Origin of the sequence: Mycobacterium sp. (assembly GCF_965229265.1) — a bacterium.
In the GTDB taxonomy this organism is placed as follows: domain Bacteria; phylum Actinomycetota; class Actinomycetes; order Mycobacteriales; family Mycobacteriaceae; genus Mycobacterium.
In genome coordinates, this window is sequence record NZ_CBDDIY010000012.1 from 85576 (window position 1) to 110081 (window position 24506).

A 24506-nucleotide genomic window follows, 5' to 3' on the forward strand; every position below is an offset into this window, starting at 1 on the left:
CGGATGGATTCGCCAACCCACGAACGCCCAATAGAACACGTTCTACTATCGCCAGATGCGATTCACGTATGCCGAGGCGATGACCAACCCCACGTTCTACATCCCGCTAGCAAAGGCGGCCGAGGCCGCGGGCTATCACGCGATGACGATCCCGGACAGCGTCGCCTACCCGTTCGAGTCGGACTCGAAGTACCCCTACACCCCGGACGGCAACCGTGAGTTCCTGGAGGGCAAGTCCTTCATCGAGACGTTTGTGTTGACCGCGGCGCTGGGTGCGGTGACCACGAACCTCAAGTTCAATTTCTTCGTCCTCAAGCTGCCGATCCGCCCGCCGGCGCTGGTGGCCAAGCAGGCCGGGTCGCTGGCCGCGCTGATCGGCAACCGGGTCGGGCTCGGCGTCGGTACCAGCCCCTGGCCGGAGGACTACGAGCTGATGGGGGTGCCGTTCGCCAAGCGAGGCAAGCGAATGGACGAGTGCATCGACATCATCCGCGGGCTGACCAGCGGGGACTACTTCGAATACCACGGCGAGTTCTACGACATCCCCAAGACCAAGATGACGCCCGCGCCGTCGGAGCCGATCCCGATTCTGATCGGCGGGCATGCCGATGCAGCGCTGCGCCGGGCCGCCCGCAACGACGGCTGGATGCACGGCGGCGGCAACGAGGACCTCGACGAGTTGCTGGTCACGCTCAACCGGTACCGCGAGGAGGAAGGCCAGACCGGCGACTTCCAGATCCACGTCATCTCGATCGACGGGTTCACCGTGGACGGCGTCAAACGGCTGGAGGACAAGGGTGTCACCGATGTGATCGTCGGATTCCGGGTGCCCTACGTCAAGGGCCCGGACACCGAGCCGCTGGATGCCAAGATCCGCAATCTGGAGTGGTTCGCCGAGAACGTCATCGCCAAGGTCTAGTCGAGCGGATCCCACCTCGGTGCGCGCTTCTCCCGGTGCGCCCTAGCGGCCTCGCTCGGATTGTTGGTGAACCCGGTCAGGATCTGTGTGCGGTTCTCGATCTCCTTGGCGTGCCGCAGGCTCGGGGCATCCAGCGCCGCGTTGAGCCCCGACTTGGTCTGCCAGACACCGAAAGCGTTGTTGGCGGCGATGGTTCGGGCCATTTCCAGGGCGGCGTCGGCGAGCTGGTCGGGCGGGACCACGTCGTGCACCAGCCCGATCCGATAGGCCTCCGGCGCGTCGATGATCCGGCCGGTCAGCATCAGCTCACGCGCCGCCCCGGCGCCGACGATCTTGGGCAACAGATAGCTGGTTCCCATGTCCATCGATGAGAAGCCGGCCTTGATGAACACCGAGCCGAACCGGGCTGTCTCCGAAGCGATCCGGATGTCGCAGTGCAGCGCGTAGGCCAGGCCGCCACCCACCGCCACCCCATTGACCGCGGCCACCACCGGGATGGGCAGTTCATAGAGGCGGGTCATCTGGTCGGCCAGCCGAACCTGCCCGTCGTAGGACGTCTTGAACTGGGCGCCAGCCGGTTCCGTCCAGCGCTGCCCGGTGCCGCTGAGATCGGCCCCGGCACAGAACCCGCGGCCCGCCCCGGTCAGCACCGCCACCCGGTACTTCCAGGAGCTCAGTTCGTCGAGCGCGGCGTCGAGGCCATCGAGCAGCGCGCCGTCAATGGCGTTGAGCACCTCGGGCCGGTTCAGGGTGACTTGGACGATCCCGTCTTCTACTTCTGCGAACTCGACTGCGGCCATAGCGGTGCAGATTAGCCCGCCGCGGCCTCGGGTATGCACGCCGGCATGGCTACTGTCGACGTCTCCGTCCCCTCCGATGTGACGCCGCAGCGTGCGTGGGAGCTGGCCTCGAATCTGGGCCGCTTCGACGAGTGGATGACGATCTTCGGCGGCTGGCGCAGCCCGGTGCCGTCGGAGATAGGCGAGGGCACTCAGGTGTCGTCGTTGATCAAGGTGAAGGGGTTCCGCAACACCATCCATTGGCGGGTCACCGGCTACGACGAGCCGCACGCGATCGAGCTTCGCGGGTCGGGCCGCGGCGGTATCGGGATCGGGATCACGATGCGGGTCGTCGACGAAGCGCCGGGGACCTGTTTCCGGCTGCTCGCCGACCTGTCCGGCGGGCTGCTCAACGGGCCGGTCGGGCGCTTCGTGGCCCGGCTGCTGGAGTCCGACATCCGCAGATCGGTGGCCAATCTCGCTGCGCTGGCCTGACCCAGGCGGGCCGTTCAGCGCAGATGTTGGTGCGTTCGGCGACAAAACCGCCGTCGATGAGACCTGCGCCACGCCGTCGCGCTACCGTGCAAGCACCCAACGACGGGAAGGAGCCGGTATGGGCGGATATCGCGAGTTGTTCGACGCCAGCATCGCTGAGCCTGCGGAGTTCTGGGCGCAGGCCGCCCGCGCCGTGTCGTGGACGCGTGCCCCGCAGCGCATCCTCGACGACAGCAACCCGCCGTTCTACCGCTGGTTCCCCGACGCGGAACTCAACACCTGCGCCAACGCCCTGGACCGGCATGTCGACTCCGGCCGCGGCGACCAGAACGCGCTGATCTACGACTCCCCCGTCACCGGTACCAAGCGCACCTACACCTACCGCCAATTACTCGACGAGACAGCCCGTTTCGCGGGCGCCCTGCGCGGGTTGGGGGTCGGCAAGGGTGACCGGGTGGTGCTCTACATGCCGATGATCCCCGAGGCGGTCATCGCGATGCTGGCTTGCGCCCGCCTGGGGGCGGTGCACTCGGTGGTCTTCGGGGGCTTCGCCGCTCACGAGCTCGCGACCCGCATCGACGACGCTCAGCCGGCGGTGATCGTCTCGGCGTCGTGCGGCATCGAACCGACCCGCGTCGTCGAGTACAAGCCGATGCTCGACCACGCCCTGGAACTCTCGTCATACAAGCCGCAAGCATGCGTGATCGTGCAGCGCGACCGGCACGGTTGCGATCTGGTGGCCGGGCGCGACGTGGACTGGACCGAGGTGATGGCCGGCGCCGATCCCGTCGCTCCGGTGCCGGTGGCCGCGACCGATCCGCTCTACGTGCTCTACACCTCGGGCACGACCGGCAAGCCGAAGGGCATCGTCCGCGACAACGGCGGCCACGCGGTCGCCCTGCTGTGGAGCATGCGCAACATCTATGACATCGACCCCGGTGACGTGTTCTGGGCGGCCTCCGACGTCGGCTGGGTGGTGGGCCACTCCTACATCGTCTACGGCCCGCTGCTGGCCGGTGCCACGACGGTGCTCTATGAGGGAAAGCCCATCGGCACACCGGATCCGGGTGCGTTCTGGCGGGTGGCCGCCGAATACAACGTGAAGGCGTTGTTCACCGCTCCGACCGCGATCCGGGCGATCCGCAAGGAAGACCCCGAAGGCTCCCACATCGGTCGCTACGACCTGGCGGGGTTGCAGTACCTGTTCCAGGCCGGCGAACGACTGGACCCCGACACTTATGCGTGGGCGTCGGACAAGCTCGGCATCCCCGTCGTCGACCACTGGTGGCAGACCGAGACCGGCTGGGCGATTGCGGCCAATCCGATGGGAGTGCAACAGCTTCCGCTCAAGCCGGGTTCGCCGACGGTGCCGATGCCCGGGTACGACGTGCAGATCCTGCAGATCGACGGTTCCCCGTGTGCGCCGGGCGAGGAGGGTGCGATCTGCATCAGCCTGCCGTTGCCGCCGGGAACCCTGCCGACCCTGTGGGGCGACGACGCCCGGTATGAGGCGTCGTATCTGTGCGAACATCCCGGCTTCTACCTCACCGGCGACGGCGGCTTCATCGACGAGGACGGCTACCTGTTCGTGATGGGCCGCATCGACGATGTGATCAACGTTGCGGGACACCGGTTGTCGACGGGTTCGATCGAAGCGGTTCTGGCCGGGCATCCCGCGGTGGCCGAATGCGCCGTGATCGGGGTGGCCGACGAGATCAAGGGCCAGGTGCCGCGCGGCTTCGTGGTGCTCAAGGCCGGGGCCTCGCCCGACGGTCTGGCCCAGGAGTTGGTGGCTTTGGTCCGCGAGGAGATCGGCGCCCTGGCGTGCCTGCGCGTCGTGGACGTGGTGCCCGCCCTGCCCAAGACCCGCTCGGGCAAGATCCTGCGCAAGACGATGCGCGGCATCGCCCACGGCAAGGACGAACCGATGCCGTCGACGATCGAGGATCCGGCGGTGCTGGAGACGTTGCGGCCGATCCTGCAGGGCTAGTCGCCGAGCGGATCAGCGCGATGGGCCCGGCGGTATTCGCGCGGGCTCATTCCGTACTGCCGGCGGAAGGCCCGGGTGAAGTTCGCTTGGTCGGAAAAGCCCCAGCTGGAGGCGATTTCGGCGATGCTTGGTGGCTTCACGACGGGGCGCAGCAGGTCGCGGGCGGCGCCGGCGAGTCGCTCGGTCCGCACCCAGTCGCCAGGGCTGATACCCAGCCTCGCCAGGATCAGATACGCATACCGCTGCGAGATTCCGTGCTCGCGCGCGACGCGCTCCATCGTGAGGTCGGGGTCGCGCAGGTTCATCGTGAGGTACTGAACCAGCCGGACGTCCAACGACGTGTGCAGCGGTTCACGCGCGCGATCATCATTACCGGCGGTCGTGGCGAAAATTTGTTGTCGGGGGATGTGTCAGGACAGTAGCCAACGCCCAGGAACCCGCCCCGCGAACCGGCGACCGTCACCGATGTCCTAATACATCACAAATTCCTGTCGGTGCAGCTCGGTAGAATTTCGAACATGAGTTCGATCGGTGTGGTGTTGGAGCTGCTTGACGATGTCGTCGAGCAGCTCGCCGGGGTCGATCTCGAGGCGTTGGACGCCCCGGAGCGGTTCGTCGTATTGGAGCGGTTGGAGACCGCGCAGCGTCGGCAGGCGGCGGTGGCCTGCTCGGTGGTATCCCGGCTGGAGCGGTTCGAAGGCTGCCCGCCGCTGCCCGCCACCCTGGCCGATGTGCTGCGGATCAGCAAACGGGAGGCCAAGCGGCGCCTGCGCGACGCCGAACAACTCGCCCCGCGGTCCACGCTGACCGGCCAGCCGCTGCCACCGTTGTTACCCCAGACCTCGAAAGCCGTGCACGCCGGACACTTGGATGGCGAGCATCTGGCCGTCATCCAAAAGTTCTTCCGCGACCTTCCCGACCACGTCCCCGCTGTCGAAAGAGAGAAGGCCGAACGCTCCCTGGCTGAGCACGCGGTCAACCTGCGACCGGATCAGCTGGAGAAGGTCGCCTCCCAGCTCGCCCTGATGCTAAACCCGGACGGGGTGTTCTCCGAGCAGGACCGGGCCCGCCAACGCGGGTTCGTCTGGTGCGGCGGGCAACGCCCCGACGGAATGAGTGTGGGCAAGCTGGTCGCCGACCCCGAGCTACGGGCGGCGGTGGATGCCTGGATGGCCAAATTCGCCGCACCCGGGATGTGCAACCCCGCCGACGAGACACCGACCACCACGCCAACCCAGGACACCGCACACCGAGACGCGCGCAGTCACGGCCAACGCCAACACGACGCCCTCAAAGCGCTGCTGCGCCGACAACTCGGGGACCCCAAACTCGGTCAGCACAACGGGCTGCCCGTCACCATCATCGTCACCGCCACCCTGCAGGACATCCAAGCCCAGAGTGGCCAAGCCGTCACCGCCGCCGGCACCCACATCCCCATTCCCGACGTCATCCGCCAAGCCACCCACGCCTACCACTACCTGGCCCTGTTCGACGGGGTCACCGGCCGCGCCCTGTGGTTAGGCCGCACCCGACGCATCGCGTCGGCCGATCAACGCATCATCCTGCACGCCAAATACCGCGGCTGCACCCGGCCCGGCTGCGACGCCCCCGGCTACCACAGCGACGTCCACCACGCCGCCAAGGACTGGAAACACGGCGGCGCCACCGACATCGACGACCTCACCCTGGCCTGCGGACCCGACAACCAACTCGTCGAAACCGGCGGATGGACCACCCGCCAACTCCCTGACGGCACCACCGAATGGATCCCCCCACCACAACTGCCCATGATCCGAGGCGGCACCAACACCTACCACCACCCCGAACGCCTCCTCGACAACGGGGACGACGCCGCGTGATCGCGTTCGGAGGTGAACGGCGCGGTCTCCCTTACCCATTCAGCTCACGGGTTGGCTGAGGATGCGCGGACCGTCTTCGGTGATTGCGATGGTGTGCTCGGAGTGCGCCGTGTTCGTCCCGTCCGCCGAGCGCAGGGTCCAGCCGTCGGGGTCCATCACCAGCCGCTCGCTGCCTCGGGCCCACCAGGGTTCGAGCGCCAGCGTCATGCCCGGCCGCAGCAGCAGTCCGCGTCCAGGCCGTCCCCGATTGGGCACGTGCGGGTCCTCGTGCATAGTCCGGCCGAGTCCGTGACCACCGAAGTCGGTGTTGACTCGGTACCCGGCCGCGGTGGCCACATCGCCGATGGCCGCACAGATGTCACCAAGCCGCCCTCCGGGGACGGCGGCAGCGATGCCGGCGTCCAGGGCCCGACGCGTCGAATCGACGAGCGCTTGGTCAGCGGGATCCGGGTTGTCGCCCACGATGACGGTGACCGCGGAATCGGCCACCCAGCCGTCGATCGACACCGCAAAATCCAGGCTCAGCACATCGCCGTCGACGAGCACATGATCACGCGGAAGTCCGTGCAGCACAGCATCGTTGACCGACAGGCAGATCACATTGCGAAACGGGCCACGCCCAAACGACGGCGCATAGTCCCAGTAGCACGACGTGGCGCCCCGCTCATCGATCAAGGTGCGGGCTTGGTGCTCGAGTGCCATCACGTTCATGCCGGGCCGCGCCTGCGCCGACAGGGTGGCCAGCGTCTCGGCGACGAAGGCCCCTGTCACCGCCATCTTGTCGATCTCGGCGGCGGTCTTCAGTTCGATCACGTCCGGGCTCGCTTCCGCATCGGTATTTTTATACCGCCACGACCCTACCAGCTCCGGTACTTAAATACCGCTATGCTGGCCCCATGGTGCGCGTGCCGCTAAGCCCCGAGCAGGTCCGCGCCGGGCAACGCCTCGGTGCGCTGATCAGGTCGGCGCGAGCAGGACGCGACCCCGAGGCGATCGCCCGTGATGCCGGCATCTCCCCTGAGACCCTGCGCAAGATCGAGGTCGGCCGCATCCCCAGTCCGAGCTTCGGCACGGTGATCGGGCTGTGCACCGCGCTCGGCCTGCCCCTGCAGGAGGCCGTCGATGCCTGGCAGGGCTCGAACAACCAGCAGATGGCGATCTAGCCGCCGCAGTGGCGCGCCCCTGAGCGATGATGTCCAGATGGGCGTCAGCATCGACGAGTTCGAGATCGCCGACCCGCCCGCCGCATGGCGCCGCGGTGGGTTCAGCGTGGACTCCGACGACGTGTGCCGGGTCGGCGGTGTGCGCCTGAGCCTGGTCGGGCGGGAGCACGGCACCGGAATACTTGGCTGGTCGTTGCATGGCGTGACACTGGACGGACCGGTCGACGGTATCCCAACAGCGATGTCGGACAGGGGATCCGCGGCTCCGGCAACACACCCCAACGGTGTCACGGGGATCGACCACGTGGTGGTGTTCTCGCCTGATCTCGCACGCACCGTCGCGTCGCTGAGCCTGCTCGGCCTGGCCCCGCGCCGGGAACGAGACGCCGAGATGGGTGGTCGGCCCATCCGGCAGATCTTCTTCCGGCTTGGCGAGACGATCGTCGAGGTTGTCGGCTCGCCCGGATCGTCGGGCGAGGGTCCGTCGACGCTGTGGGGCATCACCTATGTCGTCGACGACATCGACGCGACCGCTACGTTCCTCGGTGACCGCGCGCTGCCGGTGAAAGCCGCGGTGCAGCCCGGGCGCCGAATCACCACCCTGCGGCATCAGGAGCTGGGCATGTCGGTCCGGACGGCGTTCATCTCCGCGCGTCGCTGAGCCGGCCGCCCGCGGCATTGCCTATCCTCGGCGCATGACCGACGCCGTGATCATCCATACCGACGGCGGCTGCCGGCCCAATCCCGGTCCCGGCGGCTGGGGGGCGGTCCTGCGCCACCGTGAGCGCGTCCGCGAGATGTGCGGTGGCGAGCCCGGCGAGACCAGCAACAACCGGATGGAGCTGACGGCGCCGATCATGGCGTTGGAGGCCCTCACCCGGTCGGTGACGGTGCACCTCTATACCGACAGCACCTATGTGCGCAACGGCATCACCAAATGGGTCCTCGGCTGGGAACGCAACGGCTGGCTGACCGCCGCCAAGCAGCCGGTGAAGAACGTCGATCTGTGGCAGCGGCTGCAGGCGGCGTGCGCACGGCACCAGGTCGAGTGGTTCTGGGTCAAGGGGCACTCCGGTATCGCCGACAACGAACTGGCCGACGTGCTGGCCACCCGCGGGCTGCAGGAGGCGATCTCGGCGTCCTGCTGACGCAGCGCTACTCCCGCACCACCTCGGCGGGGTCCTTGTCTGGCCGCAGACCGCGCCAGCTGGGGTGGCGCAGCCGGCCGTCGGTGGTCCACTCGCCGTAGCGCACCTCCCCCACCAGTTCGGGTCGGACGTAGGTGACACCCTTGGCATCCAGCCTGGGAAGCGGTGTGGCGAAGGGAGATTCGTCGGTGTGAAGGGGCGCCAGGGTTGCCTTGAGCCGGGTCAGCTCCTTCTCGGAGAAACCGGTACCCACCCGGCCGACGAACTGTAGGCCGTGCTCACCGGGTATGCCGAGTACCAGTGCGCCGATCCCGCTGGAGCGCCCGCCGTTGCCCTCGCGCCAACCGCCGATGACGACCTCCTGGGTGTTCCAGTTCTTGTCCTTGATCCACGCCGCCGAGCGCCGGCCGGGCTGATACGTCGAGTCCCACTTCTTGGCGACCACGCCCTCCCACTTCTTCGTGCGGGAGAACTCCAGCGCCTGCGGTCCGTCACCGTCGAGCAGCGCCGGCACGATCAATCCTGTTCCCTTGGACAAGGTTTCGAGAATACGGCGCCGGTCGCGGTACTTCGCCTTCAGCAGCGACCGCCCATCCAGAGCCAAGATGTCGAACGCCCAGAACTCGATCCGGGTGGCCCGCACCCGGTTCTGCATCTCGCCGAAGCTGGGGACACCGGCGTCGTCCAGCGCCACCACCTCGCCGTCGAGAATGACGTCGTGGTCGGCGAGAGCTTCTGCCAGCGAGGCCAATTGCGGATACTCGGCGGTGAGATCGCGCCCGCTGCGTGATTGCAGCCGCAGCTGGCCGTGGTCGACCTCCACCAGTAGGCGGTAGCCATCGAACTTGCCCTCGAACGCGTACTGCGCGGCCGTCAACTTCTCCACCGAGCCGAGGGTGGCCAGCATCGGCGAATAGTCCCGCAGAGAAGGGGTGGGCTGCTCCTTCATCCGGTGCGCCAGCCATTGATCACCCTTGGTCTGAATCAGCGCGTAACGTCCCGAGATTCGCTGGCCGTGCAGGTCGACGATCACTTCGCCGCCCTTGTCACCGGAGTCACGGAACTTCTCGGCCTCATAGGTACCGGAGTCCCAGATGATGACCTTCCCCCCGCCGTACTCCCCCTTGGGAATCTCCCCCTCGAAGGTGGCGTACTCCAGCGGATGGTCCTCGGTGTGGACGGCGAGGTGGTTGACCGCCGGCGTGTCCGGCAGGTTCTTCGGTACCGCCCACGACACCAGCACGCCGTCACGCTCGAGCCGGAAGTCGTAGTGCAGCCGGCGCGCGTGATGTTCCTGGATGACGAAGGTGTTGTTCTCACCCACCGGAGCCGCCTGGCCGGCGACATCGGACATAGCGGGGTTCGCCCTCGGTACCGGCTCGGGGGTCTTGGCCGAGTCGCGCATACTGCGGTAGGTGGTCAGACGGTCTTCCCGCGGGATGTCGGCGTCCAGCTCGGCCAGCAGGTCGCCGTGTTCGGCGACCCGGGCCAGCACCTCGCGGTAGTCGAGGTGGCGCAGTTCGGGATCGCCGATCTCGTCCCAGGTGCGCGGCGCCGCCACGGTGGGGTGCTCACGGCCGCGCAGCGAGTACGGCGCGATGGTGGTCTTGGACCCGTTGTTCTGGCTCCAGTCCAGGAAGACCTTGCCCGCCCGCAGGCTCTTGGTCATCGTCGCGGTGACCAGGGTCGGCATGCTCTGCTCCAGCTGTTGGGCCACCCGGCGGGCCAGCACCACCGCCCCCTTGCTGCTGACCGGCTCGGCGAGCGGGGCGTAGAGATGCAGCCCCTTGCTGCCGCTGGTGAGCGGGTACACCGGCAGGCCGATGTCGTCCATCAATTCCCGCACGGCGTTGGCCACCTCGCACAGCTGCGGCATGGTCACGCCCTCGCCCGGATCCAGATCGAAGACCAAACGTGTTGCCGGGCCGGGCTTCCCGCTGGAGGTGAAACGCCACTGCGGCACATGGACTTCCAGGGCGGCCTGCTGGGCGATCCAGGCCAGGCCGGTCGAGGAGTCGATGATCGGGTAAGTGGTGGCCCCCGAGCGGTGCACCACCGTCGCTCGGTCGAGCCAGTCCGGCGCCGAACTGGCGAGCTGCTTCTCGAAGAACGCCGGCTCGTTCACCCCGTTGGGCCAGCGCTTGCGGGTGACGGGGCGGCCCGCGATATGGGGCAGCATCACCTCGGCGATGCTGGTGTAGTACGCGAACACGTCGGCCTTGGTGGTGCCGGTGGCCGGATAGAGCACCTTGTCGGCGTTGGTGAGTGCCACGCGCGGACCCCGCGTCGCACCCGGCGGCCACACCTCATTCACCATCCCAACGTATTACCCGCTGCTAGGTTGGACCAGTGATCAAGATGGTGGCGGCAGCCGTGATGACGCTGCCCGCGCTGATCGGTGTGCCGCAGGCCGGCGCCGATCCCGAGGATCACGTGCCGTACTGCTCCGGTGATCAGACGCCGATGAACAACAATTGCCGGCCCGCGCCGTCGCAGAGCCCCAGTGGCAACGCCCCGGGGGCCAACCCGGACGTGCCCACCGGACTGGATCCGGGTGTCGAGCCCGTCGTCTGAGCCGTTCTAGCCCGTAAGGGCTGCATACTGGACAGATGCGTTCCATCTGGAAAGGCTCGATCGCATTCGGTCTGGTGAACGTCCCTGTCAAGGTGTACAGCGCCACCGAAGACCACGATCTGAAGTTCCACCAGGTGCATGCCAAGGACAACGGCCGAATCCGCTACAAGCGGGTCTGCGAGGTGTGCGGCGAGGTCGTGGAATTCCGCGATATCGCCAAGGCTTTCGAAGCCGACGACGGCCAGACTGTGGTGATCACCGACGAGGACATCGCCACGCTGCCCGAGGAACGCAGCCACGAGATCGAGGTGGTCGAGTTCGTGCCGGCCAGCGAGATCGACCCGCTGATGTATGACCGCAGCTATTTCCTGGAACCCGACGGGAAATCACCGAAGTCCTATGTGCTGCTGGCCAAGACACTGGCCGACACCGACCGGGTCGCGATCGTGCACTTCGCACTGCGCAACAAGACGCGGCTCGCCGCGCTGCGGGTCAAGGACTTCTCCAAGCGCGACGTGATGATCGTGCACACCCTGTTGTGGCCCGACGAGATCCGCGACCCCGACTTCCCGGTGCTCGACAAGGAGGTGGAGATCAAGCCGGCCGAGCTGAAGATGGCCGGCCAGGTCGTCGAGTCGATGGCCGATGATTTCCATCCCGAGCAGTTCCGCGACACGTATCAGGAACAGCTCAAGGAGCTCGTCGAAGCCAAGCTGGCCGGCGGTGAGGCGTTCACCACCGAGGACCAGCCCGCCGAGCTCGACGAGACCGAGGACGTCTCGGATCTGCTGGCCAAGCTGGAGGCCAGCGTCAAGCGTCGCCGTGGCGAGTCCGAGGATTCCGGCGGGCCGGCCCCGGCGAAGAAGGCACCCGCCAAGAAAGCACCCGCGAAGAAAGCGGCGAAGAAGGCTCCGGCCAAGAAGGCCTAGTGCCCCGTCTCTTTCGCCCAAACCCACAAACGGGCGCAAGAAATCGAGTAGATCGCGCCAAAACGTCGATCTCGATACGCCTCATTACGAAACTAGAACGTGTTTCAATTGCCTTCGCCATTCGCGGCTTGCCATGCCGCGAGGTTGTTACGGTGTTCGCGGACAAGGGAAGAGAGACACGTGATCCTCGATAGTTTTCGCCTTGATGGTCAAGTTGCGGTCGTCACCGGCGCCGGCCGCGGGCTGGGCGCCGCGATTGCGGTCGCCTTCGCCGAAGTGGGCGCCGACGTCGTCATCGGCTCGCGCACCGAGTCCGAACTGGAGTCTGTCGCCGGGCAGATCGAGGCCTTGGGACGCCGCGCGCACATCGTCGTCGGCGATCTCTCCCACCCGGAAACCACGGCCGAGCTCGCCGGTAAGGCCGTCGAGGCCTTCGGCAAGCTTGACATCGTCGTCAACAACGTCGGCGGCACCATGCCGAACGCGCTGCTGGCCACCAGCGTCAAAGCGATGAAGGATGCCTTCACGTTCAACGTCCTGACCGCGCACGCGCTGACCGTCGCCGCGGTGCCGCTGATGCTGGAGCACTCCGGCGGCGGCAACATCATCAACATCACCTCGACGATGGGCCGCACCGCCGGACGCGGATTCGCCGCCTACAGCACCGCCAAGGCCGCGCTGGCCCAGTACACCCGGCTGACCGCGCTGGACCTGTGCCCCAAGATCCGGGTCAACGCCATCGCTCCGGGTTCCATCCTGACCTCCGCACTCGAGATCGTCGCCTCCAGCGACGAGTTGCGTGACCCGATGGAGAAGGCCACCCCTATGCGCCGCCTGGGCGACCCCGCCGACATCGCCGCCGCCGCGGTCTATCTCGCCTCCCCGGCCGCCAGTTACCTCACCGGCAAGACGCTGGAGGTCGATGGCGGGCTCAACATGCCCAATCTGGATCTTCCGATCCCCGACCTGTAAACCCCGACCTGTAAGGAGCGCCATGGCCATCCGCGTCGCACAAATCGGCACCGGCAACGTCGGCGTCCACGCATTGACCGCACTGATCACCAACCCCGAGTTCGAACTCACCGGCGTCTGGGTGTCCTCGGAGGCCAAGGCGGGCAAGGACGCCGCCGAGCTGGCTGGGCTCTCCGGTTCGACCGGGGTCACGGCCAGCACCGATCTGGAGGAGGTGCTGGCCACCAACCCGCAGTGCGTGGTCTACAACGCCATGGCCGACAATCGGTTGCCCGAGGCGCTGGAGGACTACCGGCGCATCCTGGCTGCCGGCGTCAACGTCGTCGGCAGCGGTCCGGTTTTTCTACAGTGGCCGTGGCAGGTGATCCCCGACGAGATGATCACACCGCTGGAAGATGCTGCCCAGCAAGGTAATTCGAGCCTGTTCGTGAACGGCATCGACCCCGGCTTCGCCAACGACCTGCTGCCGCTGGCGCTGGCCGGCACCTGCCAGCGCATCCAGCAGATCAGGTGCATGGAGATCCTGGACTACGCCACCTACGACAGCGCGACGGTGATGTTCGACGTGATGGGCTTCGGCAAGCCGCTCGACGAGATCCCGATGCTGTTGCAGTCCGGCGTGCTGAGCCTGGCCTGGGGTTCGGTCATCCGCCAGATCGCGGCCGGGCTCGGCCTCGAACTCGACGGCATCGAAGAGATGTACATCCGTGAGCCCGCTCCCGAGGACATCGAGATCGCTGTCGGCACCATCGCCAAGGGCACCGCCGCCGGGTTGCGGTTCGAGGTGATCGGTCTGGTCGGCGGCGCTCCCGTCATCGTCCTCGAACACGTCACCCGGCTGCGCGATGACCTGTACCCGGAGTGGCCGCAGCCCGCTCAGCCCGGCGGCAACTACCGCATCGAGATCACCGGCGAGCCGTCCTACGCCATGGACCTGTGTCTGAGCTCGCCCAATGGCGACCACAACCACGCCGGCTTGGTGGCCACGGCCATGCGCCTGGTCAACGCGATCCCCGCCGTGGTGGCCGCCCCAGCGGGCATCTGCACGACCCTCGACTTGCCGCTCGCTACCGGCAAAGGGCTGTACGCTGCGGGGTAGGGGAACTACCGGGAGGGAACGGTTCATGCGGCACCAGCTCCGCTACGTGTTTCCGATCATCATCGCGGTCGGCGCCGCGGTGGGCGCCGTGGCGCCGGTTGCCGGCGCTGACACGACGCTGATCACCCCGTCGGGTCCCAGCTGCGTCGAGACCGGGGGCAGCTCCGTGATCGGCGGTAACTCCACCGAATGCGGCACACCCGGCAACGTGCAGCTCAACGCAACACCGGAGGTCCCCGAGGATTTCGCCTATCCCTGGGGCAATGAGTTCTACGGTCCCGCACTGATCTTCGGCGCTCCGGGCGAAGGCCACGGTGGCGCCGGGGGCGGTGGCGGCGGCCGCTGATCCTCCGATCTCGGCCCATCTAAGGAGGCCAACCATGCGGACCAGGATCGTTCTTAGCGCTCCGATATTGATTGCGGCTGCGGGTGTGTTGCTTGCCGCACCGGCATCGGCGGCGCCTCAGTGCACCGACACCGGACCCAACACGACCATCTGCCAGTCCCCCGGGCACGCGCAGATCACAACCTCGCCCAACCCGGCCCAGCAGAACCCGCTCGCCGGATGGGGATACGGCGGCATCGGGATCGGCCTGGGCGGCGTCTTCATCGGCTTGTGACGCGCGGCCTGGTGATCCCCCGGCCCCGCGGAGCAGTTTTCGGCTAACCTAACTTTTCTGTTAGAGGTGCCGGATAGGAAGCTCGTCGGTTGGCAGAGGTAACCCCGGTTCGCAGGGCGGGCTGGTATCTGCTGGGTCCGGCCTTCGTCGCGGCCATCGCCTACGTCGACCCCGGCAACGTCGCGGCCAACATCAGCGCCGGCGCCCAGTACGGCTTCCTGCTGGTCTGGGTGATCGTGATGGCCAACGTGATGGCCGGGCTGGTGCAATACCTGTCGGCCAAGCTCGGCTTGGTCACCGGCGCCACGCTGCCTGAAACCATTCGCGACAACACCCGCACCCCCGCCCGGATCGGCTACTGGATCCAGGCCGAGCTGGTTGCGATCGCCACCGATCTCGCCGAGGTGGTCGGCGGCGCCATCGCGCTGCACCTGCTGTTCGGCCTGCCGCTGCTGCTGGGTGGGGTGATTACCGGGGCGGTGTCGCTGGTGTTGCTGGCCGTGCAGGACCGCCATGGTCAACGCGTCTTCGAACGCGTGATCAGCGGTCTGCTGCTGGTCATCGCCATTGGTTTCCTGTCGAGCCTATTCGTCAACGCGCCGCCAGCCGCCGAGGTCGCCAATGGCTTGCTGCCCCGGTTCGACGGCCCGGAAAGTGTCCTGCTGGCCACCGCGATGCTCGGCGCCACGGTGATGCCACACGCCGTCTACCTGCATTCCGGGGCTGGCCCGCGACCGGCATGGGCACCCCGAGGCCGGCCCCGCGCGGTCTCGGCTGCTGCGCGTGACGCGATGGGATGTCGGCATCGCGATGCTCGTCGCGGGCGCGGTCAACATGTCGATGCTGCTGGTCGCCGCGACCAACCTGCAGGGCCGCGACGACACCGACTCGATCGAGGGCGCGCACGCGGCGGTGCGCGACACCCTCGGCCCCACCGTCGCGCTGCTGTTCGCGATCGGCCTGCTGGCATCGGGCCTGGCGTCGACCTCGGTCGGCGCCTACGCCGGGGCGATGATCATGCAGGGTCTGTTGCGCAAGTCGGTCCCCCTGCTGGTGCGCCGGTTGGTCACGCTGATTCCCGCCCTGGTGGTGTTGGCCGCCGGCGTCGATCCCAGCCGCGCCCTGGTCATCTCGCAGGTGGTGCTGTCGTTCGGCATCCCGTTCGCCCTGATCCCGCTGGTGCGTCTGACCAGTAATCCGGCACTGATGGGTGCGGACACCAACGCCAGGCTGACCACCGCTCTCGGGTGGATCGTCGCCGCGGTTATTACGCTGCTCAACGTGGTGTTGATCTATCTGACCCTCGCGAACTGACGCATGAAGCACCCGTACTTCGCCTACGGGTCCAACCTCTGCGTGCAGCAGATGACCCAGCGCTGTCCGGAAGCCGTCGACCCGCGTCCGGCCACGCTGGCCGACCATGACTGGCTGATCAACGAGCGCGGGGTGGCCACCATCGAACCCTTCACCGGCAGCACCGTCCACGGGGTGCTGTGGTGGGTGTCCGACCGCGACCTGGCCACCCTCGACAGCGCGGAGGGGGTACCGGTTCGCTACCGGCGCGACCAGCTGACCGTGCACACCGCGGACGGGCCGGCCCCCGCCTGGGTGTACATCGACCACCGCACCGAACCCGGCCCGCCCCGGCCGGGCTATTTGGAGCGCATCATCGACGGCGCGCTGCACCACGGCCTGCCGCAGCGCTGGATCGACTTCCTGCGGCGCTGGGATCCGACCCACTGGCCCCGACCAGCGTCGTCGAGCGAGCATGGGCCGCAATCACTTTCCGAGCTCCTGGCCGACCCGTCGGTGCTCGAGGTGAGTCGGCTGAGATCGACGTTCGGGTTCATGGCCATCCACGGCGGCGGACTCGAGCAGATGACCGACGTCATCGCCGAACGCGCCGCAGACGCCGCCGGGGCCTCGCTGTACCTGCTGCGTCACCCGGAGGGCTACCCCCACCACCTGCCGTCGGCGCGCTACCTGGCCACCGAATCCGAGCGGCTGGCGCACTTCCTCGACCACGTCGAGGTTGCCGTGTCTCTGCACGGGTACGGCCGCATCGGGCGAAGCACCCAGCTGCTGGCCGGCGGCGGCAACCGGGCGCTCGCCGATCATCTGGCCACCGCGGTCGACCTGCCGGGCTACCGGATCGTCACCGACCTCGAGGCCATCCCCGCCGAACTGCGCGGCCTGCACCCCGACAATCCGGTCAACCGGGTGCGCGGCGGCGGGACGCAGCTGGAGCTACCGGCCCGGGTACGCGGGATCAGCCCGCGCAGCCAGCCGCCCGGCGGCGACGGGCTGTCCCCCGCCACATCGGCGCTGGTCCAGGGGCTGGTCGCGGCGGCGACGAGCTGGTCGTAGAAACCGGAAAAACCGCACCCATCCAAGGCGCGGTGGGCTCCGAATACCGGGTGTGGAACCGATGAGCACCCGTGGAGGCCATTCGATGCTGACTCCTGCGCTGTACCGGACCCGGATCACTCACCTGCGCCGATCGCCGGTACACCACTACGCCGAGCACCGCAGCTACAGCTGGTTCGTCGATATCGACAACCTGCCCCGGCTCCCCCGGTGGCTACAGCCCTTCGCGCGGTTCGAGGCCGTCGATCACTTCCACGGCGCGCCGCAGGACACGCTGCGCCAGCGGGTCGACGCGTTCCTGGCCGAGCACGACATCCGGCTGCCCGGCGGGCAGATCAGCGCGCTGCTGATGCCGCGGGTGCTCGGGCGGGCCTTCAATCCGCTGAGCCTGTTCTGGTGTCATGACGCGACCGGCGCGCTGCGTTGTGTGATCGCCGAGGTGCATAACGCCCAAGGTGAGCGCCATGCGTATCTCCTTCCGCCCGAAGAGGATTCACCGGTCGTGGTGATGAAAGACTTCTACGTCTCGCCGTTCACCGGGGTCGACGGCTACTACCTGGTGCGAGCACCGCGGCCCGACCAGAAGCTCGACCTGACCATGTCGCTGCACCGCGAGAACCAGCCCGCCCTGGTGGCGACCGTGCGGGGAACCCGTCGCCGCGCCAGCGTCGGCCAGGTGGTTCGCCTGCAGTTCAGCGCGCCCCTGGCCCCGCAGATGGCGGCGCTGAGCATGCGGATCCAGACCCTCATCCTGCGGTTGCGCGGCGTCCCGGTGACGCCTCGGCCGGCAAAGCAGACCCAGCGGGTGCCGCAGGCCATCAGCATCCAGCCGACGGCGCCGGGGTGGACCGCGACGAATTGTTCGTGGATGCCGTCGTGACCCTTGTGGTTGACGAACCCGCTACGCTACGGCTCGATGCCAGCGACAACATGCGGACGGCGGCGTTGACCACCACCGCCGATCTCGACGCCCTGCTGCGCCGGGTGGCTCAGCGGGATGCCGACGCCTTCGCCGCGTTCTATGACGCCACCCGCTCACGGGTCTATGGCCTGGTCACCCGGGTGCTGCGCGATCAGGGCTACAGCGAGGAAACGACCCAGGATGTCTACCTTCAGCTGTGGCGCACCGCCGAGAGTTATGACCCTGCCTCGGGCAGTGCCCTGGCATGGCTGTTGACGCTGGCCCACCGCCGTGCCGTGGACCGGGTGCGGTCCGAGCAGGCCGCCTCACAGCGGGAGTCGCGCTACGGCGCGGCAACGGTGGAAACCCCGACCGACCACGTTGCCGACGCGGTGATCGGCGAGGACGAACGGCGTCAGGTGGCCACCTGCCTGGACGGCCTGACCGAGGTCCAACGCGAGTGCATCGAGCTGGCCTACTACCAGGGCATGACCTACGTGCAGGTATCGGAGCGGCTGGCGGCGAACCTGGCCACCGTGAAGTCGCGGATGCGCGACGCGCTTCGCGGCCTACGGAATTGCCTGGGTGTGCGATGAGGGTGCCGCGATGACTCAACCACACGACGGCTCCGCGGCCGGAGACCTGCTGGAACTGGCCGTTCCCTATGCGCTGCATGCGGTGTCCGATGCCGAGCGCGAACAGATCGAGGCCCAGCTGGCCCATGCCGACCGGCAGGAAGCCGACGCGTTCTACGACGAGGTGCGGGCCGTGCGCGAGACGATGGCAGTCGTCTCCTCGGGAAGCGCCGCCGAACCGCCGTCCGAGCTGCGCCAGCGGCTGCTGTCCGCGGTGGCCGACGACAACGTGCGGGCCCTGCCCACCGCCCGCCCGGAGCCCGCCAACCGGCGCTGGCGCACGGCGGTGCTGTCGGCCGCCGCGGCGCTGGTGGTCGGCCTCGGCGCCGTGGGCGTCGGCCTGTCGATGCGGCCCGATTCGGCGCCGCCCTCGACCGCGCAGCAAGTGTTCGCCGCACCCGACGTGCACACCGTCTCCGGGGCCATCCCCGGCGGCGGCACCGCGACGGTGGTGTTCTCCCGGGAGAAGAACGCCGGTGTGCTGGTGATGAACGACGTGCCGAAGCCGGCTCCGGGCACCGTCTACCAGATGTGGCTGGTCAGTGACAGCGGGCAGACCTCGGCCGGGACGATGGACGACAAGGCGGTCACTCCCTCGACCACCGCGGTGTTGCCCGACCTGGGCAACTCGAAAGCATTGAAGTTCACCGTCGAACCGGGAACCGGCTCCACCGAGCCGACCGGCCAGGTGGTCGCCGAGCTGCCGCTGTCCTGATCAGGCCTGATCAGGTCTGCAGCGTAGCGTCGGCGGCGGTGGCGACGACGTCGGCGATGTCGTGGCGCTCCCGCCACGCCGCCCGCTGACGCATCGCCCCGTTGCCCTCGCGCAACAGCCGACCCATCTCCGCGTGCACCCATTCGTCGTCGCCGAGTTCGATCAACGCCGGCTGCAACAACCGCAGCCACTTGGCCAGCACCCGCGGCGTCGGGGCGGTCGCCCAGCCCTCGATCACGTCGATGGCCTGACCGTCCAACCCGTCGTGGGCGGCCTTCCAATACGCGGCCCGCAACACGTGGTCATCGATGCGGGGGGCCGGCGCACCGGCCTGCTCGGCGGCCAGCGCCGTCATCACCGCCGCCCGGGTCAGGGTGGCCAGCAACACCGTCTCGGCGGCGGTGGCGGGCACGTCGGAGACCCGGATCTCCACCGTGGGGAACTTGTTGGACGGGCGCACATCCCAATAGACCATGCCGTCGTCGAGCATCGCCCCGGCGTCGATCATCATCGCCACCGTGGCGTCGTAGTGCTCGGTGGACTCGAAGTGCGGTGGCGGCCCGGCGCTGGGCCAGCGGCCCCACAGCACGCTGCGCCAGCTGGCGTGGCTGGAGTCGGCGCTGCGGTAGATCGCCGAGTTGGCGGTCAGCGCCAGCAGCAGCGGCAGCCAGGGGCGCAGTCGATTGCTGACGGCGATGGCGGTGTCGCGGTCGGGGACCTCCACGTGCACGTGACAGCCGCAGATGCCTTGCTCGTGGGCGATCATGCCGAACCGCTCGCCGATGGCGCGGTAGCGCGGGGTGTCGGTGATTGGGAAGCTGTGCGGCACCGTCGGGGGCAGGCCGACCGCGAGCAGCCGGGCACCGGCCTTCTCGGCGGCCTCGGCCGCGACCTGGCGCAGTTGTGTGATCTGTTGTCGCAGTTGCGCACTCGTGTGGGCAACGTCGGTGGCCGTCTCGACCTGGCAGGTGGTCAGTTCCAGTTGGAGGTCGACGCCGCTGGCTGCCGCGTAGCGGGCGACGTCGTCGTTGAGAGCAACGGGGTCACCGGTGCTGGGGTCGACGAGAAGGAACTCCTCCTCCACGCCGACGCTGGGAGGATTCACGATCACCAGGGATGCCCGCCCCCGACCCTGGCCAAACCCGGTGTCGCCCGGTGCCACGCAGCGAGACCTGCGCTGTCGGTGCGCACCGCTGCGGCCCTACCATCCGGCCATGAGCAGAGACTTCCGCTTCGGCATCGGTGTGCGCTCAGTCAAGTCCGCACCGCGGCTGCGCGAGACGGTGCGCCGCTTCGAGGATCTGGGCTTCGACGTTTTGCATGTGCCCGACCATCTGGGGCGCTTCGGCGTCCCTGCGCCGTTCCCCACCATGGTGGCTGCCGCCGAGGCCGCCAAGACCATGCGGGTGGGCACCTTCGTGATCAACGCGGCCTTCTACAAGCCGGCGCTGCTGGCCCGCGATGCCGTCGCCGTCGACGTGCTGACCGAGGGCCGGCTGGACCTCGGGCTGGGCACCGGGTACGTGCGGGAGGAGTTCGAAGCCGCCGAGATGGCCTATCCGAGCGCCGGGCAGCGCGTCGACCACCTCCGGCACACCACCGAGTACCTCAAGCAGACCGCTCCCTCGATCCCGATCCTGATCGCCGGCAACGGTGACCGGGTGCTGCGGATTGCGGCCCAGCACGCCGACATCATCGGGCTGACCGGCGGCGGGGTGCCGGAATACCCCGACCACGACCCGCTGGCCGAGCGCATTGAGTTCGTCCGCGCCGCCGCCGGTGACCGGTTCGCCGATCTCGAGCTCAACATCGCCATCACCGGGGTGCCGACCGATTCGTCGGGCGTCCCGGATCTGGCGCTCACCCGCGGATATGCCCCGGATGCCACCGAGGAGCAGCTGCTGGCGCTGCCGACCGTGCTGACCGGCACACCCCGCGACATCGCCGCCACCCTGCGGGAACGCCGGGACCGGTACGGGATCACCTATTTCACCGTGCAGGATTACCACGCGGAGTACTTCGCCAAGGTCATCGCCGAATTGCGGTGAGCGGCCGGGTTTGCCCGGCCGTGAGCCGGGTATCAGCTCAGGTATCACACCGCGACCTATCCTGCTCCCGAAACGGAGGCGACCATGATTAACGTCCGGTTGGTGGCCGCGGACACCTCGCGGCGGGTGGCGTCCTGGCTACGCAAGGACTACCCCAAGGCCGCGCCCGCGCACGGCCACTGCCCCCTGATCGTGCTCAACGGCACCGACAGGGTGACCCACTAACCTCGGCGACGACGGAGGTGCGCCGCGTGGCACGGTAAGCTGCCAGCCGGTCCGCCCTCGTAGCTCAGGGGATAGAGCACGGCTCTCCTAAAGCCGGTGTCGCAGGTTCGAATCCTGCCGGGGGCACTCAGGTATCACGCTGCGCCAACGCCTCGCTACCAACCCACCAGGTCTTGCTGCAGGATTTCGTCTGACTCCTCGACCATCCGCTGCGGATCATCTGAGCGGCACACCACCATCGCCACACACTCCAGCAGCGACCGCGGGGGCTCTTTGTGAACATGGCCGGTCGGTGCCATCTGATGGACCGACTCCACGCTGGTGAAGCGCTCCAGCACCGGCACCAGATCCGGCAACGGTTGGTCGGAGAAGTGGAACAAACACAGCAACCGGCCGTGCGTGCAGTCCGGCGGTACATACGTCGTCTCGCGATAGTTCTCGAACAAGACGGCACTGAGCAGTTCGGGCTGCGACATTCGACCCTCGAACGTGACAAGGCGGTTCGGGAGTCCCATGGCACCGCTGGCACGCGGGTTCACCTCGATCAGGACCGGTGTGCCATCGTCCCTGACGAACACCTCGGTGTGGGCGAACCCGTTGGCCATCCCCACACTGCTCAGGACGCCCCGGACGTACTCGGAGAGGACATCGGCCAATTCCTGACTGGTCTCCAACTCCGCGTAGCGGTACATCGGGCTGCCGTCGACCAGTAACTTGCAGTACCGCTGGATCGAGGATATGAAGTGAATACCGTTGCGGGAGAACGTATCGACGAAGTATTCCCGCCCCTCCACGAACTCACCCAACAGAAACGTCATCGCGCCGTCGTCGTTGACCAGCAATTCAGCAGGTTCAATGTTCGTCAGGTAGGAATCCAACTCGGCGCGATTGTTGAGCTTCGCAACGCCCTTGGATCCCGCCCCGCGGGACGGCTTGATGAAACACGGCCAGCGCAGATCGGCGAGCTGATCGTCATCGATACCCGCCTCGTTCGGCAGGATCCGTTGTTGGCGAATATGCGGCAGCCCTTGGCCGGCGACAGCTTCGTGCATCAGGAGCTTGTCCATCCGAGTGCCCGACGTCGCCGGATCGTTGCACAGCTGCGGGGTCAGACTCAGGGCAATCCGGTCGGCGACATCAACCACGCCTTCGTACCCGTTCACGACATAGTCGAAGCTTCGAGAACCAACGGCGGCCAGGATGTCGTCCACCTCACGCGAACCCGCCATGATCTGTTCGTCGAAATACTCCGGACGAGGCCTCAGATAGGGCTGCAGTGTCCCTAGGTCGGCTGCCGTGTACACCGCAGTGGTCTGAATCCCTAGCGCCTTGAAACTCTCCGACAGGTATTTCGCGCTCGGGAACGGGTCGATGAGCAACAGCGCCCTGCCGGCCATTGGCCACCCCCGAAGTCGACGGATTACGCAGGGAGCAAGGTACGACGAACGGCCCGGTCGGGCAATTCGAACGGAATGTCCGACTGGGCTGCCCCGACCGGCGGCGTCTCACTGACGCGATCCCGGGCACTACGGCGGTTACGGTCGCGCGTTCCACCCCACGACCTCGGTGACCACGACACGCTGCGGTGTGAACACCACCGCCCGCCCCGTCGACTGCCCGTCGTCAACCGGCTCGTCGTCCCACGTGAGCGCGGCGGTACCGGAGAGTTGCAGCGTTGTGCCCGTGCCGAAATCGAGGAACAGCAACGCTGCGCTCGGGTCGACCGCGAGATTGCCGAGGCTGTTGAACATGTTGTTGCCGGGATAGTCGGGCCACCACAGCCGGTCGTGTTCGATGCGCACGAACCCGGCCGGCCCGCCGCGATGGGAGGCGTCGCTGCCGGAGGCGGGATGGGTGGTCCCGAGGAAGAAGGTGTCTGCGCCCTCGATGAGCCTGTGGTCCTCGAGGCGCAAGCCGGTTCCAGAGAAGACCGGTGTGCGGTCGGGTCCCGACACCCCGGCGGGCAGGCCCAGCAGTCGGGGCTCGATGTACTTCGGGCAGTTGCCGTAGGCCTGGTCGACCTCGATCTGCAGCCCGTCCGAGTCGGTGCGGTGCAGCAGGCCGTTGACGCGAAAGCGTCGCCGGGTGGCGAAGTTCATCACCACCACGCCGGCAGGCTGGCCTCCCGGCAGTCGGTGCAGCGGGTCCGCGGGCGGTGGTCCACTGTCGATGCGCAGCGTGGTCGGTGTCACCGCGGTGAGGAAGCCGGGCTGCCCCAACACCGGTGAGGTCCACAGCCGGCCGGCGGTATCGCGTGCCGTCAGGACCGCCAGCCGTGCGGCGGCGAGAAATTCGGCGCTCGCCGGGCGCAGCTCACCGCGGGCGGCCATCGGAGCCAGTTGCTCGGCGCGGGTGCGCACCCCGGCGCGAGTCTGGACGGCCAGCTCGCCGCTGTGGAATCCCACAGCGGCGGGCCGATCTTCGTTCGTCATGTACTCGGTGCGTCCGTTACAGGGGGTTGCGGCCGGCGAATGCCACAACGCGTTGGGTGGCGGTGGCCGCGGCACCCGATTCGACCGCGGGGCCGAAGAGGTTCTGCGGTCGCAGCGCCGGGACGAGCTGTGAACCCACCGCCTCGGCCAGCTCGGCCTCGGCCTCGTCGAACTCGACCGGTCGATCGATGGCCACCGCAAGGTCCCAGCTGTGGATGAGGGTGGAGTAGGTGATGATGCCAACGGCCTGCTCGGCTGGCATCGCGCCCAGAACGGTGGTGACAGGAAGCGCCCACTCGGTGACTGTTGCCCAGGCCCGCTGCGAGCGTTCGACGGACCGCTCCACCACTGCCAGCGGCGTGGAGCCGAGGATGTCGGCGCCGCTGAACAGCTCCGCTTCGGTGGGGCCACTGCCGCCGTCGACGGCTGCGGCAAAGGCATCGATCGAGGCGACGGTATGGCTCAGCAGCGACCGCACGCTCCACCCGGAACACGGGCTGGGGAGGTCCAAGTCGGACGTATCGAGGGCGGCGGAAAGGCTGATCAGGCGACGATCGGCACGGTGCAGTAGGTCCAGCGAGCTCATCGGGATCCTTCCATTATCTAACGCTTATTAGTTACTTCTGACGTTAGATG

27 protein-coding genes, 1 tRNA gene and 1 pseudogene are annotated in these 24506 nt (G+C 67.7%); 21 read left to right on the forward strand and 8 right to left on the reverse strand.

Annotated elements, in window-relative coordinates:
* Positions 1 to 55 precede the first annotated feature (55 nt).
* Positions 56 to 919: an LLM class flavin-dependent oxidoreductase gene (locus tag ADBZ9K_RS18040; RefSeq protein ID WP_526622900.1), complete on the forward strand. Its 864-nt coding sequence runs from the start codon at positions 56 to 58 to the stop codon at positions 917 to 919.
* Here the strand turns inward: ADBZ9K_RS18040 and ADBZ9K_RS18045 are convergent.
* Positions 916 to 1719, reverse strand: coding sequence for an enoyl-CoA hydratase/isomerase family protein (locus tag ADBZ9K_RS18045; protein ID WP_526622902.1), 804 nt, complete (start codon positions 1717 to 1719; stop codon positions 916 to 918). The two genes, ADBZ9K_RS18040 and ADBZ9K_RS18045, sit on opposite strands and share 4 nt — an antisense overlap.
* Positions 1720 to 1764: 45 nt before the next feature.
* Between ADBZ9K_RS18045 and ADBZ9K_RS18050 the strand changes: the two genes are divergently transcribed.
* Both ADBZ9K_RS18050 and ADBZ9K_RS18055 read left to right on the forward strand, forming a co-directional pair.
* A complete protein-coding gene (locus ADBZ9K_RS18050; protein ID WP_526622904.1) occupies positions 1765 to 2193 on the forward strand; it encodes a type II toxin-antitoxin system Rv0910 family toxin in 429 nt (142 codons plus the stop codon).
* A complete protein-coding gene (locus ADBZ9K_RS18055) occupies positions 2180 to 4183 on the forward strand; it encodes a propionyl-CoA synthetase (protein WP_526624193.1) in 2004 nt (667 codons plus the stop codon). Before ADBZ9K_RS18050 ends, ADBZ9K_RS18055 begins: the two co-directional genes overlap by 14 nt.
* Here the strand turns inward: ADBZ9K_RS18055 and ADBZ9K_RS18060 are convergent.
* The gene (locus tag ADBZ9K_RS18060; RefSeq protein WP_526622905.1) at positions 4180 to 4488 is read right to left on the reverse strand and encodes a helix-turn-helix transcriptional regulator; all 309 of its coding nucleotides are present in this window, start codon (positions 4486 to 4488) and stop codon (positions 4180 to 4182) included. The two genes, ADBZ9K_RS18055 and ADBZ9K_RS18060, sit on opposite strands and share 4 nt — an antisense overlap.
* A gap of 213 nt (positions 4489 to 4701) precedes the next feature.
* Here ADBZ9K_RS18060 and ADBZ9K_RS18065 point away from each other — a divergent pair, with 213 nt between their 5' ends.
* Positions 4702 to 6042: an HNH endonuclease signature motif containing protein gene (locus ADBZ9K_RS18065; protein ID WP_526622906.1), complete on the forward strand. Its 1341-nt coding sequence runs from the start codon at positions 4702 to 4704 to the stop codon at positions 6040 to 6042.
* A 39-nt stretch (positions 6043 to 6081) separates the two neighbouring features.
* Here the strand turns inward: ADBZ9K_RS18065 and map are convergent, their stop codons facing one another.
* A complete protein-coding gene (gene map, locus ADBZ9K_RS18070; protein ID WP_526622908.1) occupies positions 6082 to 6855 on the reverse strand; it encodes a type I methionyl aminopeptidase in 774 nt (257 codons plus the stop codon).
* Positions 6856 to 6938: 83 nt separating this feature from the next.
* Here map and ADBZ9K_RS18075 point away from each other — a divergent pair, with 83 nt between their 5' ends.
* From ADBZ9K_RS18075 to rnhA, 3 genes are read left to right on the forward strand one after another with little or no spacing between them, the layout of a single operon-like run.
* A complete protein-coding gene (locus ADBZ9K_RS18075; RefSeq protein ID WP_526622910.1) occupies positions 6939 to 7205 on the forward strand; it encodes a helix-turn-helix domain-containing protein in 267 nt (88 codons plus the stop codon).
* A gap of 37 nt (positions 7206 to 7242) precedes the next feature.
* A complete protein-coding gene (locus ADBZ9K_RS18080) occupies positions 7243 to 7866 on the forward strand; it encodes a VOC family protein (RefSeq protein ID WP_526622912.1) in 624 nt (207 codons plus the stop codon).
* A 34-nt stretch (positions 7867 to 7900) separates the two neighbouring features.
* Entirely contained in the window at positions 7901 to 8353 is a 453-nt protein-coding gene (gene rnhA / locus ADBZ9K_RS18085) for a ribonuclease HI (protein ID WP_526622914.1), read from the forward strand.
* 7 nt (positions 8354 to 8360) lie between these two features.
* On the opposite strand, the gene ADBZ9K_RS18090 is transcribed toward rnhA, so the two are convergent.
* Positions 8361 to 10670 (reverse strand): ATP-dependent DNA ligase, encoded by a 2310-nt coding sequence (locus tag ADBZ9K_RS18090; RefSeq protein WP_526622916.1) that lies wholly within the window; start codon positions 10668 to 10670, stop codon positions 8361 to 8363.
* A gap of 41 nt (positions 10671 to 10711) precedes the next feature.
* Here ADBZ9K_RS18090 and ADBZ9K_RS18095 point away from each other — a divergent pair, with 41 nt between their 5' ends.
* The 11 genes and pseudogenes from ADBZ9K_RS18095 to ADBZ9K_RS18145 all read left to right on the forward strand — a co-directional run bounded on the left by ADBZ9K_RS18095 (position 10712) and on the right by ADBZ9K_RS18145 (position 19165).
* Entirely contained in the window at positions 10712 to 10927 is a 216-nt protein-coding gene (locus ADBZ9K_RS18095) for a hypothetical protein (protein WP_526624195.1), read from the forward strand.
* A gap of 35 nt (positions 10928 to 10962) precedes the next feature.
* Entirely contained in the window at positions 10963 to 11856 is an 894-nt protein-coding gene (ku, locus tag ADBZ9K_RS18100; protein ID WP_526622918.1) for a non-homologous end joining protein Ku, read from the forward strand.
* A gap of 180 nt (positions 11857 to 12036) precedes the next feature.
* Positions 12037 to 12828 carry an SDR family oxidoreductase gene (locus ADBZ9K_RS18105; RefSeq protein ID WP_526622920.1) on the forward strand — a complete coding sequence of 264 codons (792 nt, stop codon included), beginning with the start codon at positions 12037 to 12039 and terminating at the stop codon, positions 12826 to 12828.
* 22 nt (positions 12829 to 12850) lie between these two features.
* Positions 12851 to 13927, forward strand: a complete 1077-nt coding sequence (locus tag ADBZ9K_RS18110; protein ID WP_526622922.1) for an NAD(P)H-dependent amine dehydrogenase family protein — start codon at positions 12851 to 12853, stop codon at positions 13925 to 13927.
* 25 nt (positions 13928 to 13952) lie between these two features.
* Entirely contained in the window at positions 13953 to 14273 is a 321-nt protein-coding gene (locus tag ADBZ9K_RS18115) for a hypothetical protein (RefSeq protein WP_526622924.1), read from the forward strand.
* A gap of 34 nt (positions 14274 to 14307) precedes the next feature.
* Positions 14308 to 14547, forward strand: coding sequence for a hypothetical protein (locus ADBZ9K_RS18120; RefSeq protein ID WP_526622926.1), 240 nt, complete (start codon positions 14308 to 14310; stop codon positions 14545 to 14547).
* Positions 14548 to 14636: 89 nt separating this feature from the next.
* A pseudogene (locus tag ADBZ9K_RS18125) lies at positions 14637 to 15861 on the forward strand (Nramp family divalent metal transporter).
* A gap of 3 nt (positions 15862 to 15864) precedes the next feature.
* Entirely contained in the window at positions 15865 to 16914 is a 1050-nt protein-coding gene (locus ADBZ9K_RS18130) for a poly-gamma-glutamate hydrolase family protein (protein ID WP_526622928.1), read from the forward strand.
* A gap of 61 nt (positions 16915 to 16975) precedes the next feature.
* Positions 16976 to 17794, forward strand: a complete 819-nt coding sequence (locus ADBZ9K_RS18135) for a DUF1365 domain-containing protein (protein ID WP_526622929.1) — start codon at positions 16976 to 16978, stop codon at positions 17792 to 17794.
* A 50-nt stretch (positions 17795 to 17844) separates the two neighbouring features.
* The gene (locus ADBZ9K_RS18140) at positions 17845 to 18411 is read left to right on the forward strand and encodes an RNA polymerase sigma factor (RefSeq protein WP_526624197.1); all 567 of its coding nucleotides are present in this window, start codon (positions 17845 to 17847) and stop codon (positions 18409 to 18411) included.
* A 10-nt stretch (positions 18412 to 18421) separates the two neighbouring features.
* Entirely contained in the window at positions 18422 to 19165 is a 744-nt protein-coding gene (locus ADBZ9K_RS18145) for an anti-sigma factor (protein ID WP_526622931.1), read from the forward strand.
* A gap of 10 nt (positions 19166 to 19175) precedes the next feature.
* Here ADBZ9K_RS18145 and ADBZ9K_RS18150 read toward each other — a convergent pair whose 3' ends face one another.
* On the reverse strand, positions 19176 to 20273 hold the full coding sequence (locus tag ADBZ9K_RS18150) for a carboxylate-amine ligase (RefSeq protein ID WP_526624199.1): 1098 nt from the start codon (positions 20271 to 20273) through the stop codon (positions 19176 to 19178).
* 106 nt (positions 20274 to 20379) lie between these two features.
* Here ADBZ9K_RS18150 and ADBZ9K_RS18155 point away from each other — a divergent pair, with 106 nt between their 5' ends.
* The 3 genes from ADBZ9K_RS18155 (at position 20380) to ADBZ9K_RS18165 (ending at position 21564) form a co-directional block, all read left to right on the forward strand.
* Positions 20380 to 21213 (forward strand): LLM class F420-dependent oxidoreductase, encoded by an 834-nt coding sequence (locus ADBZ9K_RS18155; protein WP_526622933.1) that lies wholly within the window; start codon positions 20380 to 20382, stop codon positions 21211 to 21213.
* Positions 21214 to 21297: 84 nt separating this feature from the next.
* Positions 21298 to 21438, forward strand: coding sequence for a hypothetical protein (locus ADBZ9K_RS18160; RefSeq protein ID WP_526622935.1), 141 nt, complete (start codon positions 21298 to 21300; stop codon positions 21436 to 21438).
* Positions 21439 to 21491: 53 nt separating this feature from the next.
* Positions 21492 to 21564: transfer RNA gene (locus ADBZ9K_RS18165), tRNA-Arg, on the forward strand.
* A gap of 29 nt (positions 21565 to 21593) precedes the next feature.
* Here the strand turns inward: ADBZ9K_RS18165 and ADBZ9K_RS18170 are convergent.
* From ADBZ9K_RS18170 to ADBZ9K_RS18180, 3 genes are all read right to left on the reverse strand, one after another.
* On the reverse strand, positions 21594 to 22835 hold the full coding sequence (locus ADBZ9K_RS18170) for an ATP-grasp domain-containing protein (RefSeq protein WP_526622937.1): 1242 nt from the start codon (positions 22833 to 22835) through the stop codon (positions 21594 to 21596).
* Positions 22836 to 22973: 138 nt separating this feature from the next.
* A complete protein-coding gene (locus ADBZ9K_RS18175) occupies positions 22974 to 23870 on the reverse strand; it encodes a pyridoxamine 5'-phosphate oxidase family protein (RefSeq protein WP_526622939.1) in 897 nt (298 codons plus the stop codon).
* Between the two features lie 16 nt (positions 23871 to 23886).
* Complete coding sequence (locus ADBZ9K_RS18180; RefSeq protein WP_526622941.1) at positions 23887 to 24456, reverse strand: TIGR03086 family metal-binding protein; 570 nt, start codon at positions 24454 to 24456, stop codon at positions 23887 to 23889.
* Between the last annotated feature and the right edge of the window lie 50 nt (positions 24457 to 24506).

Coding starts and splice junctions, on each gene's coding strand:
- ADBZ9K_RS18130 (WP_526622928.1), top strand. CDS start 15,865: ATGAAGCACCCGTACTTCGCCTACGGGTCCAACCTCTGCGTGCAGCAG.
- ADBZ9K_RS18170 (WP_526622937.1), bottom strand. CDS start 22,835: ATGGCCGGCAGGGCGCTGTTGCTCATCGACCCGTTCCCGAGCGCGAAA.
- ADBZ9K_RS18095 (WP_526624195.1), top strand. CDS start 10,712: ATGGTGGCGGCAGCCGTGATGACGCTGCCCGCGCTGATCGGTGTGCCG.
- ku (WP_526622918.1), top strand. CDS start 10,963: ATGCGTTCCATCTGGAAAGGCTCGATCGCATTCGGTCTGGTGAACGTC.
- ADBZ9K_RS18080 (WP_526622912.1), top strand. CDS start 7,243: ATGGGCGTCAGCATCGACGAGTTCGAGATCGCCGACCCGCCCGCCGCA.
- ADBZ9K_RS18145 (WP_526622931.1), top strand. CDS start 18,422: ATGACTCAACCACACGACGGCTCCGCGGCCGGAGACCTGCTGGAACTG.
- ADBZ9K_RS18050 (WP_526622904.1), top strand. CDS start 1,765: ATGGCTACTGTCGACGTCTCCGTCCCCTCCGATGTGACGCCGCAGCGT.
- ADBZ9K_RS18155 (WP_526622933.1), top strand. CDS start 20,380: ATGAGCAGAGACTTCCGCTTCGGCATCGGTGTGCGCTCAGTCAAGTCC.
- ADBZ9K_RS18135 (WP_526622929.1), top strand. CDS start 16,976: ATGAGCACCCGTGGAGGCCATTCGATGCTGACTCCTGCGCTGTACCGG.
- ADBZ9K_RS18120 (WP_526622926.1), top strand. CDS start 14,308: ATGCGGACCAGGATCGTTCTTAGCGCTCCGATATTGATTGCGGCTGCG.
- ADBZ9K_RS18040 (WP_526622900.1), top strand. CDS start 56: ATGCGATTCACGTATGCCGAGGCGATGACCAACCCCACGTTCTACATC.
- ADBZ9K_RS18140 (WP_526624197.1), top strand. CDS start 17,845: ATGCGGACGGCGGCGTTGACCACCACCGCCGATCTCGACGCCCTGCTG.
- ADBZ9K_RS18115 (WP_526622924.1), top strand. CDS start 13,953: ATGCGGCACCAGCTCCGCTACGTGTTTCCGATCATCATCGCGGTCGGC.
- ADBZ9K_RS18090 (WP_526622916.1), bottom strand. CDS start 10,670: ATGGTGAATGAGGTGTGGCCGCCGGGTGCGACGCGGGGTCCGCGCGTG.
- ADBZ9K_RS18175 (WP_526622939.1), bottom strand. CDS start 23,870: ATGACGAACGAAGATCGGCCCGCCGCTGTGGGATTCCACAGCGGCGAG.
- ADBZ9K_RS18060 (WP_526622905.1), bottom strand. CDS start 4,488: ATGAACCTGCGCGACCCCGACCTCACGATGGAGCGCGTCGCGCGCGAG.
- ADBZ9K_RS18045 (WP_526622902.1), bottom strand. CDS start 1,719: ATGGCCGCAGTCGAGTTCGCAGAAGTAGAAGACGGGATCGTCCAAGTC.
- ADBZ9K_RS18110 (WP_526622922.1), top strand. CDS start 12,851: ATGGCCATCCGCGTCGCACAAATCGGCACCGGCAACGTCGGCGTCCAC.
- ADBZ9K_RS18075 (WP_526622910.1), top strand. CDS start 6,939: ATGGTGCGCGTGCCGCTAAGCCCCGAGCAGGTCCGCGCCGGGCAACGC.
- rnhA (WP_526622914.1), top strand. CDS start 7,901: ATGACCGACGCCGTGATCATCCATACCGACGGCGGCTGCCGGCCCAAT.
- ADBZ9K_RS18065 (WP_526622906.1), top strand. CDS start 4,702: ATGAGTTCGATCGGTGTGGTGTTGGAGCTGCTTGACGATGTCGTCGAG.
- ADBZ9K_RS18160 (WP_526622935.1), top strand. CDS start 21,298: ATGATTAACGTCCGGTTGGTGGCCGCGGACACCTCGCGGCGGGTGGCG.
- ADBZ9K_RS18180 (WP_526622941.1), bottom strand. CDS start 24,456: ATGAGCTCGCTGGACCTACTGCACCGTGCCGATCGTCGCCTGATCAGC.